Origin of the sequence: Alkanindiges hydrocarboniclasticus (genome assembly GCF_001982605.1) — a bacterium.
Lineage (GTDB): Bacteria > Pseudomonadota > Gammaproteobacteria > Pseudomonadales > Moraxellaceae > Alkanindiges > Alkanindiges hydrocarboniclasticus.
The window spans coordinates 105,685-118,312 of the sequence record NZ_MLCN01000007.1 but is presented as its reverse complement, the minus strand read 5'-3'; the positions used below and the strand labels follow the sequence as shown (position 1 = coordinate 118,312).

The 12,628-nt window shown below is 46.1% G+C and carries 11 protein-coding genes and 1 tRNA gene; 9 read left to right on the top strand and 3 right to left on the bottom strand.

All coding sequences use genetic code 11. The features are described 5' to 3' along the window. The first annotated feature begins 8 nt into the window (after positions 1 to 8). The 4 genes from BKE30_RS02970 to BKE30_RS02955 all read left to right on the top strand — a co-directional run bounded on the left by BKE30_RS02970 (position 9) and on the right by BKE30_RS02955 (position 2,989). Entirely contained in the window at positions 9 to 887 is an 879-nt protein-coding gene (locus tag BKE30_RS02970; RefSeq protein ID WP_076877213.1) for an ABC transporter ATP-binding protein, read from the top strand. Between the two features lie 69 nt (positions 888 to 956). Beyond that, entirely contained in the window at positions 957 to 1,457 is a 501-nt protein-coding gene (gene nikR, locus BKE30_RS02965; protein ID WP_198938036.1) for a nickel-responsive transcriptional regulator NikR, read from the top strand. Positions 1,458 to 1,507: 50 nt separating this feature from the next. After that, positions 1,508 to 2,497, top strand: a complete 990-nt coding sequence (gene bioB / locus BKE30_RS02960; RefSeq protein WP_143253634.1) for a biotin synthase BioB — start codon at positions 1,508 to 1,510, stop codon at positions 2,495 to 2,497. 219 nt (positions 2,498 to 2,716) lie between these two features. Then, complete coding sequence (locus BKE30_RS02955; RefSeq protein WP_076877178.1) at positions 2,717 to 2,989, top strand: hypothetical protein; 273 nt, start codon at positions 2,717 to 2,719, stop codon at positions 2,987 to 2,989. Between the two features lie 192 nt (positions 2,990 to 3,181). Here the strand turns inward: BKE30_RS02955 and BKE30_RS02950 are convergent. Beyond that, positions 3,182 to 3,258 (bottom strand) — tRNA-Pro (locus tag BKE30_RS02950). A 101-nt stretch (positions 3,259 to 3,359) separates the two neighbouring features. Continuing rightward, positions 3,360 to 4,373 carry a tRNA dihydrouridine(20/20a) synthase DusA gene (gene dusA / locus BKE30_RS02945; RefSeq protein WP_076877177.1) on the bottom strand — a complete coding sequence of 338 codons (1,014 nt, stop codon included), beginning with the start codon at positions 4,371 to 4,373 and terminating at the stop codon, positions 3,360 to 3,362. A 118-nt stretch (positions 4,374 to 4,491) separates the two neighbouring features. Here dusA and BKE30_RS02940 point away from each other — a divergent pair, with 118 nt between their 5' ends. Then, on the top strand, positions 4,492 to 5,673 hold the full coding sequence (locus BKE30_RS02940) for a site-specific integrase (RefSeq protein WP_076877176.1): 1,182 nt from the start codon (positions 4,492 to 4,494) through the stop codon (positions 5,671 to 5,673). On the opposite strand, the gene BKE30_RS02935 is transcribed toward BKE30_RS02940, so the two are convergent. Next, positions 5,670 to 5,945 (bottom strand): pyocin activator PrtN family protein, encoded by a 276-nt coding sequence (locus BKE30_RS02935; protein ID WP_076877175.1) that lies wholly within the window; start codon positions 5,943 to 5,945, stop codon positions 5,670 to 5,672. The two genes, BKE30_RS02940 and BKE30_RS02935, sit on opposite strands and share 4 nt — an antisense overlap. A 691-nt stretch (positions 5,946 to 6,636) precedes the next feature. Between BKE30_RS02935 and BKE30_RS02930 the strand changes: the two genes are divergently transcribed. From BKE30_RS02930 to mzaB, 4 genes are all read left to right on the top strand, one after another. Continuing rightward, positions 6,637 to 8,193 carry a DNA cytosine methyltransferase gene (locus BKE30_RS02930; protein WP_076877211.1) on the top strand — a complete coding sequence of 519 codons (1,557 nt, stop codon included), beginning with the start codon at positions 6,637 to 6,639 and terminating at the stop codon, positions 8,191 to 8,193. An 86-nt stretch (positions 8,194 to 8,279) separates the two neighbouring features. Beyond that, complete coding sequence (locus tag BKE30_RS02925) at positions 8,280 to 8,720, top strand: very short patch repair endonuclease (protein WP_076877174.1); 441 nt, start codon at positions 8,280 to 8,282, stop codon at positions 8,718 to 8,720. A gap of 186 nt (positions 8,721 to 8,906) precedes the next feature. Beyond that, positions 8,907 to 11,117, top strand: coding sequence for an MZA anti-phage system associated sigma-70 family RNA polymerase sigma factor MzaA (gene mzaA, locus BKE30_RS02920; protein WP_076877173.1), 2,211 nt, complete (start codon positions 8,907 to 8,909; stop codon positions 11,115 to 11,117). After that, the gene (gene mzaB / locus BKE30_RS02915) at positions 11,118 to 12,620 is read left to right on the top strand and encodes an MZA anti-phage system associated ATPase MzaB (RefSeq protein ID WP_227518325.1); all 1,503 of its coding nucleotides are present in this window, start codon (positions 11,118 to 11,120) and stop codon (positions 12,618 to 12,620) included. The last annotated feature ends 8 nt before the right edge of the window (positions 12,621 to 12,628 follow it).

Below are 12,628 nucleotides of genomic sequence, written 5' to 3'. Positions count from 1 at the left end.
TTTACCAGATGCAGCCTGAAGTACAGGCCCGCTTTGGCCAGATTTACCAGCGTCCGGTGGTACTAAAAGTAGAAAACCTGTGCAAGTACTATCACGGCCACGGTGAAAAAAAACTGGCATTAAAAGACCTGAACCTTGATATTCACCGCCGCGAGTTTGTGTGCGTGATAGGGCCGTCCGGTTGTGGCAAGTCTACCTTTAGCCGCATTGTGGCCGGACTGGAACCCTATGATGCTGGTAGCGTCCAAGTGGATAATGAACAGGTAATTGGCCCCTGCCGCAACCGGGGCATGGTGTTTCAGGGCTATACCTTGTTTCCGTGGCGTACCGTGAAACAAAACGTGATGTTTGGCCCGCAAATGAACGGGGCTGATCGTGACAGCGCCGAAAAAGCCGCCCTGCAATGGCTGGAACTGATTGGCCTTGAACAGTATGCCGATGCCTTTCCCGACCAGTTGTCCGGTGGTATGAAACAGCGGGTAGCCATTGCCCGTGCGCTGGTCAATGAACCCAAAATCCTGCTAATGGACGAACCCTTTGGCGCACTGGACCCGCATACCCGGCAAAAAATGCAGCAGCACCTGCTGGACATCTGGCGCAACATTGACATCACCGTAATTTTTGTGACCCATGACATGGATGAAGCTATTTTGCTGGCTGACCGTATTGTGGTGCTCAAAGCCAACCCGGGTGAACTGATTGAAACGATTGAAGTGCCGGTGGCCCGTCCACGTCATCCCAGCCAAATGAACAGCCCGGAATTTATTGCAGTGCGCAACCACATTAACCAGCTGGTACATGGTGATGATGACATTGAAGTAGAGCCTGCACTGGCTGAGTTACCACAGATTCCACGGATGACTCGCGTGGATGACCGGGTTGAATAGCAGCTTCTACAAAACAGGCCCAAGCCCCAATTACCATTCACAGCGGTAACTTTTTAAAAGAGATCAGCCATGGGAACGCAGCTTAAAGATCCAGTAACCGAGATGCAAAGTTTGACGTGTCCATCGGCTTCACTGGTTAGCCGGATTACCATGTCACTGCCGCAGGAACTGCTTAAGGCGCTGGACGACATGGTTACACAGCGCGGGTTCGACAGCCGCTCACAGGCCATTGCCGACATGATTCACCAGCAAGTGACAGCGCATAAGCAAAAGGTGGGGAATGACGTCATGGTAGGGACAATAACCTTGCTGTATGATCGTTCCATTGCAAACTTGCAGCGCCAGATTGCTGACCTGCAATACCAGAACCTCAGCGAAGTGATTAGCTCGCTGCATGTGAGTCTGGCCGATAACCAGATGATGGAAGTAGTATTGGTACAGGGCAGGGCTTGCCAGCTGGAAAAAATTGCCAATCAGCTTATTACCCTGCGCGGTGTGATTACGGGAAACTTGCAGTTGCTCACGGCGATTATGCCACCCATTTCATCGCCAGCCACTGCACCAGCATAACCCAAATATAGATATTTACATCAGGCAAACATGACATCAGGATTTAACCCATCATGAGCAAAACAGACTGGACATTAGCAGAAGTAGGTCAGATATATGCACAGCCGTTTAATGACCTGATCTTTACCGCCCAGACTGTGCACCGCCAGCATTTTGATGCCAATACCGTACAGGTCAGCACCCTATTGTCGATCAAGACCGGGGCCTGCCCTGAGGACTGTGGCTACTGCTCACAGTCCAACAGCTATGACACCCCCTTAACCCCGCAAAAGAAACTACAGATTGATGAAGTGCTAAAAGCAGCACAGGCGGCAAAGGATAGTGGTTCATCACGCTTTTGCATGGGGGCAGCCTGGCGCAACCCGCATGAAAGGGATATGCCCTATGTGCTGGAACTGGTGCGTGAAGTCAAGGGCATGGGACTGGAAACCTGCATGACCTTGGGCATGCTCACCTCATCACAGGCTGAACGCCTGGCCGATGCGGGTCTGGACTACTATAACCACAACCTGGACACCTCACGCCAGCATTACAGCAATGTCATCACCACCCGCAGCTTTGATGACCGCCTGCAAACCTTGGAGCATGTTCGCAGCAGTGGCATGAAAGTCTGTAGTGGTGGTATTTTGGGCTTGGGTGAACAGCAAAGCGACCGCATCAGTTTATTGCATGAACTGGCCACCCAGCCCATCCATCCTGAATCTGTCCCCATCAATATGCTGGTACCGATCAAGGGCACACCACTTGAAGATGCCCCGAAGGTCTCCGTGATTGAATGGGTCAGAACCATTGCCACCGCCCGTATCCTGATGCCCAGGAGTTATATCCGCCTGTCAGCAGGACGTGAAGGCTTAAGTGATGCTGAGCAGGCCTTGTGTTTTCAGGCGGGTGCCAACTCGTTTTTTTCGGGTGAGCAACTGCTGACCACACCCAATGCCGGTGAGAGCCGTGATGCCCTGCTGTTTGCACAACTGGGCATTAGCAAGGAAAAAGCCAAAGTGAATGTAAAAGCCACTGCCGTCAATGCCATGGCTGGATGAACTTTAAATAATACAGTGATATTAATAAACCTGCGCTAATAGTTCTGGCAAGCGAGCTTGTTAACGCAGATTCATCAAAAGTTATAAATTATCAATAAACCCATGCGGAGCATAGACAGTGTAAATACGGCTAAGAGGTTAAGCTGGTTGTACGTATTTTCTTTTCATTAAACTTAACTCGTCATTATTTAAGCGCGATGGATTAAAGGGAGGTACAAGATGAACAAGCAGTCGTCTCCACAACAGTCGCAAGCCCAGCAAAAAAGGAATCAGCCTAACAGTCCGCAGCAAAACATAGCGCAAAATCATCAATCTCAGCAAAACGGCCAGCAGCAATTTGGCAATGCTGGACACCATGAGGAAGCTCGCCAGCTTAAAGCAGAGCATCAGCGTGAGCTGGATACTGCCGACCACCGTACTGGTAACTTTCGTGAATCTGACCCAGAGCAGGCAAGACAGGAAGCCGCGCAACACGGCAATAAAAATGCTTAAATAACCATGATTTAAAACAGGCTTATTTTTTATGGATAAGCCTGTTTTGTGATTAAATTTTTAACTGGTAAAATAAAGCTATTGTTTAGAGTGAGATTAGTAATAGGTAGAGTAGAGATCAAAAAAATCTTTGCTAAACTTTTACAGTAAATGATTTTATAGATTTTGGTTATTATAACTCATTGATTTTATTGGTCGGAACGGAAGGATTTGAACCTTCGACCCCTTGCACCCCATGCAAGTGCGCTACCAGGCTGCGCTACGCCCCGAACAAGTGGGTTAGTGTAGCGAGTTTTATAAGTTTGTCCAGTCTATCGCTGCATTCCTGCGTTAAAATTGAGCAATCGATAAACCATTTAAATAACATCATCTAATCTGCCACAAAACAGTGTGCCGCTGTATAAATACGCTCCTGCATGTGTTTTAAGGCAGCGTCTACATCGCTCAGCGTTTTGGCATTATTGCCACTTAAGGCTTGCCGCCATTTACGCGCACCGGGCAGATTCTGGAACAACCCCAGAATGTGTCGGGTCAGCATACTTAATGATGCCCCCTGATTAAGACGATATTCTATATAAGGCAGAAACTGCTGCATGATGTCAAAACGGTCTGGGGGAGTTTGCTGCCACAGTTGCATACACTGTGCAAGCAGGTAGGGATCATGGTACGCCGCGCGGCCAATCATGACACCATCAACATGTGCCAAATGCATTGTTGTGGCTTCCAAAGATTGAATGCCACCATTAATTTCAATGGTCAGATTAGGGCGGTCTTGCTTGAGCCGGTAAACATCATCATAACGTAATGGCGGAATTTCACGGTTTTCCTTGGGGGAAAGACCATTGAGCAAGGCAATTCGGGCGTGCACGATAAAATGAGTACAGTCAGTTTGTGCCACGGTATCGACAAAATGCAGCATTTCTTCGTACGACTGCATGTCATCAATACCAATACGGTGCTTCACCGTAACAGGAATGCTGACAGCCTGTTGCATGGCTGCAATACAATCGGCCACCAGTTCAGGTTCAGCCATTAGGCAGGCACCAATTTTATTGTTTTGCACCCGGTCACTGGGGCAGCCCACATTCAAATTCACTTCGGCATAGCCCCAGTCTTCAGCAATGGTGCTACAGGTAGCCAAATCCTGTGGATTAGAACCACCGAGTTGAAGTACTAAAGGTTGTTCGCTTGCATTAAAATCCAGATGGCGCGATTTGTCGCCATACAAAATAGCGCCAGTGGTAACCATTTCACTGTAAAGCCAGACATGCGGATTAAACAGGCGTGCAAAATAACGGTAGTCACGAGTGGTCCAATCCATCATCGGGGCGACAGATATTCTGAAATCCTTTGCTATGGATGAATTTTCATTTATTTCAAGCATTTGAATATAAACTCAATAAGGAATATGGACGGATATTTAAGTATATAGTTGCAATTTTTCACCTATAGTGCAACCATATTGCAGCCACAAAATGGTATAACTTCTATGGTTGCAATTTATGAGCTCAATAACAAAGCGTATAACTTCAAAGGGTGAGACTCGCTATAGGGCGTTAGTTCAAGTCCGTAGAAATAGTATTAATTATAACGAATCCCGCACCTTTAGTAAAAAAGCGCTAGCAGAGGCATGGATAAAAAAAAGAGAAACTGAACTGGAGACAACTCCTGAACTTCTGCTTCAATCTAAGGAAAAACGTAATAAGCCGACATTAACCTTGGCTGCGGCCTTGGAGAAATATTTAAATGAGGTAACAGATTTTGGTCGTTCCAAGCGAATGGGTATCCGCTTCTTAACACACTGGCCAATAGGAAAAATACCACTTCAAGACTTAAAACGTCAGGACTACACAGAACATACCATCCTAAGACGTAATGGCTATCCGGAAATTGGTGCAGCTCCTATTGCGTCTAGCACTGCATTGCAGGATCTGCAGTATTTAAAAGTCGTTTTATCCCATGCAGAGTTAGTATGGGGTGAAACAGTAGCTTTATTTGAATTAGAGCAGGCCATGAAGGGACTGCGCAATGCCCGAATTATTACCAAGTCAGCAAAGCGCACTTATTTGCCCACAGCGCAGGAATTACAGCTTCTCACTAATCATTACTATATGAGATGGATGAGAAGGCGCACGGCAATACCGATGCATTTAATTATGTGGTTTGCCATCTATAGTTGTCGTCGCGAGGCAGAAATTACACGTTTGAAGCTCAACGATTTTAACAGGCAACATCAGGAATGGCTGGTAAGAGATTTGAAAAATCCGAATGGAAGTAAAGGTAATAATAAAGTTTTTTCGGTGAATAAAAATACCCAAATTCTGATTAACGAGCTTATGCAACAAGATGTAAGAGAAAGAATGTTATCTCTGGGTGGAGATGTGAATCTTTTGGTCCCCATTGACCCAAAATCCTATGCTGCGCGCTGGCGTGAAGGGGTTAGGTATCTTGGAATTGAGAATCTGCGCTTCCATGATTTACGCCATGAAGGTGCTACCCGGCTTGCTGAGGATGGACTAACCATTCCACAGTTGCAGCAATATACACTACATGATAGCTGGTCAAGCCTTGAGCGATATGTAAACCTCAAGCGTCGGTCTGAAAGGTTAGATTATACTGAAGCTCTTAAGAATGCTAAAAATAACTGGCAGAAAATTATAGCTGGTAAACATCTTGCGTCTTAGCTATGCATATTTTGCCAATCTAATTTAGACTTGTGGCTTTCCTCTTCCAGATAACGGGCAAAGTCAAACAGATTAACCAAATAAGGAGCTTTCTGTGAGGCTTCTGCTTTAAAAACAGGGAAGGGCAAACTTTGTTTTGCAGCACGCCTGTTGGCACTGGCAATCGTGAGATGGGGGAAAAAATCTTTCAAGATTTGCTCCAAGCTTATGATAGGGGAACCATAGCCTAGAACGAGTATAGAACCAATATTGAAACTAACGGAAGTTTTCATTTCTAAACCCAAAAATATTTAACTGGATAGATAAAGTTAAACAGAAATAAAAATTTGATAATGGGTTTGGAAGGGTTTTGGGAAAAATTGTCAGTGGATAGGAAGGATATTATTTTTTCAGCCAATGCCTGCCATCAATTAAATTAGGTTGAGAGGTATGGAAACGAATCTATTGTGATGATAGCCTCCCAAGGCTATTCGTTTGACCTCAACCGGAAAAGAATATTTATGGTTGAGGCAAACCAATGATGAGAGTTATGTGGGAAGAATGGCAAGCAGAAAATAATCCGTGAAAATTGAGACTTCTGCTGACATTTTGGTAAATTTCAACTTACTGTGCCAGAACTAACCTAAAGTTATCTTTAGGAGCCTTTGCAGGTACAATGAGCAGTTTAGTTTTATTCCTGACATTAATAGAAATTAGAAATAGCAGGAAAATAGATATTCTGTCTCATTAATGATTCATGGGAAAATTTAACCCTATGAACCACCCTGATTTAGGGTCTAGAACAGGGGTAGCCTTGGCAAGACTAATCCCAGCTAACTAACGTTAGGATCTTAATGTCACTAGTACGCAATTAAGGTCTCAGCATTTTATAGAAAAATAGGCAGTGATGGGCTTTAAAAATGTCTTTACAAAACGATTATAGTGGCTATCCTGGTGCTGCAAAACCAAATGAGCGGAGCATCAATGCATATCAATGTAATTGATCTTTTTGCCGGGCCGGGTGGGCTAGGCGAGGGATTTTTTTCTTTTAATCCTGTCGGAGAAAAATATTTTCCCTTCCAGGCCTTATGCTCTGTGGAAAAGGACATTTACGCCCATGCGACTCTTAGGCTCAGAGCTTTTTACAGGAAACTCGTCCAGAGCGGCCAGCTTCTACCAGATAATTATTATAGATACGCACGAAATTTAGCTGACCTGCCGCATGATGAGCATAGTGCCAAGTTATGGGAAAATGCATGTGAGGAAACATTGCTGCTGACATTGGGCGATGATGAAGCTAAAGATATGCACCTTTTCAATGTGTTAAAACAGAAGCTTATTTGTGGATCACAGGTGGCGCCAACTGTCCTGATAGGAGGACCTCCATGTCAGGCGTATTCGCTGGTTGGCAGGGCAAGGAACAAGGGCAATAGCGCTTATGTGCCTGAGAAAGATGGAAGACATTTTCTTTATAAAGAGTATCTGAAAATTATGGAGATATTCTCTCCAGATATTTTCATTATGGAAAATGTCAAGGGACTGCTAACTTCCCAGGTTAATGGTGGTGCGGTATTTAACCAGATACTAGCTGATCTGCAGACCTGTAGTGAGGGCTACACCTTATTTAGCCTAAATACCGGAGAGCCTTTTGGAGAGCATGGTTTCACCGATCCGAGAGATTTCGTTCTGGCAAGTGAAAAGTACGGCGTACCGCAAGCTCGCCACCGCATTATTATCATGGGTGTTAAAAAAAGTACGGCTGCCCTTATCGAAAGAATTAGAAGCCTTGAAGAGAAGCCGCCTGTTTCCGTAGGGGATGCCATCAGCAATTTACCAGCGCGCCGAAGTAGTTTTTCAAACAGAAGCCGTTTTTTTAGTACAAATACCTTTGAAGACTGGAAGCTAAATCTGAATCGGGGAATCAATAATCTTTTAAGCACAGATAAGTCTCTGGACACTGAGCTGGTTGAAGCAATGAAAGATTATCTACTGAAAATAAATAATTCTGTAGAGCCACGCCAACAAAAAGAATTTTATCAATACCTGGATATGAGCAGGAAGGAATACCATGATTTCGTATGTGATTCTCAGGGCGAGGAAGTGCTGTCTCATGAACCGCGCCCGCACATGGACAGTGATCTAATCAGGTATTTTTTCTGTGCCGTTTTCAGGAGAGCCAAAGGCAGAAATCCAAGAGATCACGATTTCCCCGCCATGTTAGCTCCCGAGCACAAGAGCTGGAATAGTGGTAAATTCATGGACAGATTCAAGGTTCAGGGGGAGGACGGTTTTTCAAGTACAGTAACCAGCCATATTTCCAAGGATGGTCATTATTTTATTCATCCTGACCCGGTACAGTGCCGCTCACTGACTGTGAGAGAGGCGGCGAGATTACAGTCCTTTCCTGATTCCTACCTTTTTATGGGGCCAAGAACACAACAGTATCACCAGGTGGGTAACGCTGTTCCTCCGCTCTTGGCCCGGCAGATTGCCAGTATAGTTTACGATACGCTAATGTCTGTAAATGGCGGGATGAAGTAATCTGGATAAAGCAGACATTCCCGGTAAAGAGAAGCTTACCGGGAAACGCTGGACCCAAACCTATACTCCCCTGGTAGAAACAGAATATGGCTGACATTGTTGATAGTGCGTCGCGATCCAGAATGATGGCCGGCATCCGTAACAAGAACACCAAGCCTGAAATAAAGATCCGCCGGGCTCTCCACGCCAAAGGGTTCCGTTACCGGTTGCATGATACCAGACTGCCTGGAAAACCGGATCTCGTGCTTCCCCGCTACCGGGCTGTAATCCAGGTTCAAGGCTGTTTCTGGCATGCTCATGATTGTGCGCTATTTAAGCTACCCGCAACCCGGACAGAATTCTGGAGGCAAAAAATCGGTAGAAACCAAGAGCGTGACAGGCAGAATACATTAAGACTGCTCGAGCTCGGATGGAGGGTACTGATATGGTGGGAATGCAATACAAGAAACAGTAGTGAATTCGAGGAAGCTATAGAAACAGTTATAGAGTGGTTACGTACGAATGATCGATACCTTGAGATAGGTTGAGCTGCACCTCTATGTTTAGTAGAAATTAATAGGGTCTACGATATTAAAGCTATATTAAGCATTGATTGATACCATCATGTCGGGTATTTTACAATTTATGGTTTTGATAATTTATCCAGTAATTTTTACATAAATGTGCACTAATTCCCGGTTTACCTTTTAGCAGGTAACCAACAAATCAGGCAAATGAAAGTCTTACATAAAACTACACGACTAAGTCCATTATTGAAATTTGCCATAAAGGCAGGCGTATTAGACTCTGTAAAAGCCCAGATAGAAAAAACAGATTGCATTAACTCAAGGGATTCCTCAGATATTACTCCACTGATGCTAGCCTGTATCTATACACAGGAGCAGATCTGTCAATATCTGCTTGAGCAGCAGGCCGACATCTCTCTTAGGGATGTAAATGGTAAAACAGCTCTGGATCATGCCCGGGAAAATGGAGCACAGCAGATTATAGCGCTATTGCAGCCACCCTCATCCGAACCAGATCCTTGTAATTCCCAGTTCTTTGAAAGTGCTGACGAGGTGCCAGCTCTGTTCTTGCCATCCCTGGAAGTAAACTTAAACCAGGCTTCTTCCTATGGCACTATCCGTTATCCCCGTGGTGAAACCTCTACAGAGCGTACCGGGAAAGGTGTTTCACTGACTGTTCAATCTGAAATTCTGTCATACAGAACTGAACCCACATATAGCGAAGCTAGTGATGCATTCGGCTGGGAGGCCGAGGAGGTAATCACCAGGCCAGAGAATGACGTAACCTGCTTTAGCGAAGCGGAAAAGTTGCAGGAGATTATATCCAGTCACCGCCCTATTGATAGGGATGAAGATTGGTCTATGCTTGAAATAACTCTTCCTTCGCTGAGTTTGCCCGCCCAGTTTCTGCGCGATGATATGCCTGCTATCCGCCGGATTTTTTTCCAGGGGCTGGTAGAAGGTGTATTGGGCTTATCTCATATTGCTAGTGCGGTTGAGCAGGATTTTGATGAGGAGAGTGCTGAATCTGCGCTTGGCATCGTAACCAGTATGCTGGGGGATGCCGGAGTAGCGATTGAGGGTTACAGGCCTGGCTTTCATGAGCATCCCGTAGATTTAACTGATGCTCTGGAGGCACAACTGGATGAAATTCTTTCTGATCTTCAGAATGAGTTATCAGGAGAACTTTATTCCCTGCATATTCAACGGGAAAGGTTCCGGGAATTTGATCTGATCGATAGAAATGAGGAAGAAAGGATTGGTCAGCAAATGGATAGCGCCTTGCGCGCCCTGATAGTCACTATGGCTGAACTTCCGGAGCGTGACTGGGAAAAAGTAGCGGTTTTTTTGTCTGACAAGGTTGTTGCTACCGAGGAAGGGTTAATCACTGAGGAGACAGAGGAAAAGGGTACTTCAGGACAGGAAGAAGAGCAGGAGGAATATCTTCCGGAAGATAGTCCTGAAACTGCGAGCTTCCAGGAGCTGGTACAGGGTATCCGGAATAATCCTGATCAGGACATCGAATCTGGATATATCGTCCGGCCACAATCACACTTCCTAGATATGCTGACCGGATATGCCGAAAGCAAGCCTGAAAAGGCTGATAGCCGGAGAATTTTGCGCCTCATAGAAAATTTCAAAAAAGCCCAGCATAAGCTAATACACTCCAATTTTCGTCTTGTTGACCATATTGCCAGGCGCTATACCTTGGCGAATGTGCCTATAGAGGATCTCGTTCAGGAAGGTTGTCTGGGGTTAATGAAGGCAGCAGAGCGCTACAACTATCATTTGGGCTTTAAGTTTTCTACCTACGCAACCTGGTGGATCAAACAGTCCATAACGAGGGCGATTGCTGATCAGGGTAGGACTATCCGGATACCGGTTCATATGGGCGAGATAATTAATTCGGTTGAGCGTGCTCGAAGGGAGCTGGTAAAACAGGGACAGCGTGTAACTGTTAATGCGCTGGCAGAAAAATCAGAACACACGTATGAACAGGTATACAGGGCACTGAATGCAAATATAAATGTTGTTTCCATGGGTGAAATAACCCCAGATTACGAAGATGAGCCCGGGATGGCAGAGTTCTTGTGTAGTGATGCCTATAGCCCTGAACGATACACTTTTGAGCTGGATCTGAAAAAAGCAGTTAATCTGATGCTGGTTGATTTGAATCCCCGGGAGCGGGAAGTCATCAAATTGCGGTTTGGTCTGGAGAATGGACTGGATATGACTCTGGAAGAGGTAGGAAGCCGTTTTGAAGTTACCCGGGAGCGCATCCGCCAGATAGAGGCTAAAGCTCTTCGTGCGCTGAGACATCCTTCGCGGATTGGGATTCTTGAGCCGTTTATTGATTTCGCTCTGCCGAAGGATAAGCAGCAGGGGGAGAACCTGGAATTAAATAAGGGAGCTATATAGATGTCCGGTTTAAGATCCAGACAGGCTCCACCCCAGGCAGGAGCAATGATCGAAGCCCTGCGTGGGCTGGGTTATAACACTGCCACGGCAATCGCCGATATCATTGATAACAGTATAACGGCATGCGCGCGCAGCGTTAATGTCGACTTTAAATGGGACGGCAGCAATAGCCATATTCTGATCCGTGATGATGGCTATGGTATGAGCGCAACAGAACTCGACCACGCGATGAGGCTTGGCAGGCGAAATCCACTGGATATCCGGGATGAAAATGATCTGGGCCGTTTTGGGCTTGGTCTGAAAACAGCTTCCTTCTCACAATGCCGTCGGCTGACTGTTATGACTACAGGGATTGATGGGCTGCATAGCCTGAGGTGGGATCTGGATGTGCTGGCTAATCAGGCGGATGGAGGCTGGCACCTGCTGGAAGGGCCTTTTCGGGAAGTCGAAGACCTGATAGAGCCGCTAAAGGCAACAGGGCATGGTACGCTGGTGGTCTGGGAAGTCCTGGATCGCATTGTCACTGAAAATTATAATGTTCAGGATTTTCTGAATCTAATGGATTATGTTGAATCCCACCTTGCCATGGTATTCCACCGGTTTCTGGAAAAAGGACGTTCACAGTTTTTCATCCAGCTTAATGGTAAACCTGTATCCCCGTGGGATCCATTCCTTACGAATCATCCAGCCAAACCTTGGCATTCTCCTGTCCAGTCTTTCCGCAATTCCGGAATAAAAATTGAATGTCATGTTTTACCGCATAAGGATCGCCTATCAACAAAGGAGTTCGAAAGTGCTCAGGGGCCTGAAGGCTGGATAGCCCAGCAGGGCTTTTATATCTATCGTAATGAGCGCCTGCTGGTAGCGGGAAGCTGGCTTGGCCTGCGTCCTCCGGATGCGCGTAAGCCATGGATTAAGGATGAGCCGCATAAGCTGGCAAGAATCAGGCTGGACATCACAAATTCGACAGACCAGGAATGGAAGATAGATATTCGAAAATCTACAGCCCGTCCACCTGCTCATTTGCGCCACTGGCTTATCGGACATGCGGAGAGCACACGGGTTCGGTCCCGGAAGGTATTTGCTCATCGTGGTCAGGTGTCAAGGGCATCAGTTGGTACTGAAATCATGCAGGCCTGGAGAGCAGAACATTTTGCTGATGGCATACGCTACCGCATTGATACAAATCATCCGGCGATCAAATCGGTTATTGAAGGGGCAGGCGGTTTGCTGCCTGAAATAAAAACGATGATAAGGATTATTGAGGAAACTGTTCCGGTTCAGAGAATCTGGCTGGATACAGCAGAAAACAAGGACACGCCGCACACCGGTTTTTCCGGAGAACCTTCTGCAACAATACTGGAAGTTCTGGAAGTCATGTACCGGAATATGGTCATCAAAAGAGGGATAGCGCCGCAACTGGCGAAGCAAACCCTGTTATGTAGCGAGCCATTTCAGAATTATCCCGAATTAATCCAGTCTCTGCCTGATCAACCTGTCTAAGGAGCAGA

Coding starts and splice junctions, on each gene's coding strand:
- BKE30_RS02955 (WP_076877178.1), top strand. CDS start 2,717: ATGAACAAGCAGTCGTCTCCACAACAGTCGCAAGCCCAGCAAAAAAGG.
- dusA (WP_076877177.1), bottom strand. CDS start 4,373: ATGCTTGAAATAAATGAAAATTCATCCATAGCAAAGGATTTCAGAATA.
- BKE30_RS02935 (WP_076877175.1), bottom strand. CDS start 5,945: ATGAAAACTTCCGTTAGTTTCAATATTGGTTCTATACTCGTTCTAGGC.
- BKE30_RS02925 (WP_076877174.1), top strand. CDS start 8,280: ATGGCTGACATTGTTGATAGTGCGTCGCGATCCAGAATGATGGCCGGC.
- mzaB (WP_227518325.1), top strand. CDS start 11,118: ATGTCCGGTTTAAGATCCAGACAGGCTCCACCCCAGGCAGGAGCAATG.
- nikR (WP_198938036.1), top strand. CDS start 957: ATGGGAACGCAGCTTAAAGATCCAGTAACCGAGATGCAAAGTTTGACG.
- BKE30_RS02970 (WP_076877213.1), top strand. CDS start 9: ATGCAGCCTGAAGTACAGGCCCGCTTTGGCCAGATTTACCAGCGTCCG.
- BKE30_RS02930 (WP_076877211.1), top strand. CDS start 6,637: ATGCATATCAATGTAATTGATCTTTTTGCCGGGCCGGGTGGGCTAGGC.
- mzaA (WP_076877173.1), top strand. CDS start 8,907: ATGAAAGTCTTACATAAAACTACACGACTAAGTCCATTATTGAAATTT.
- BKE30_RS02940 (WP_076877176.1), top strand. CDS start 4,492: ATGAGCTCAATAACAAAGCGTATAACTTCAAAGGGTGAGACTCGCTAT.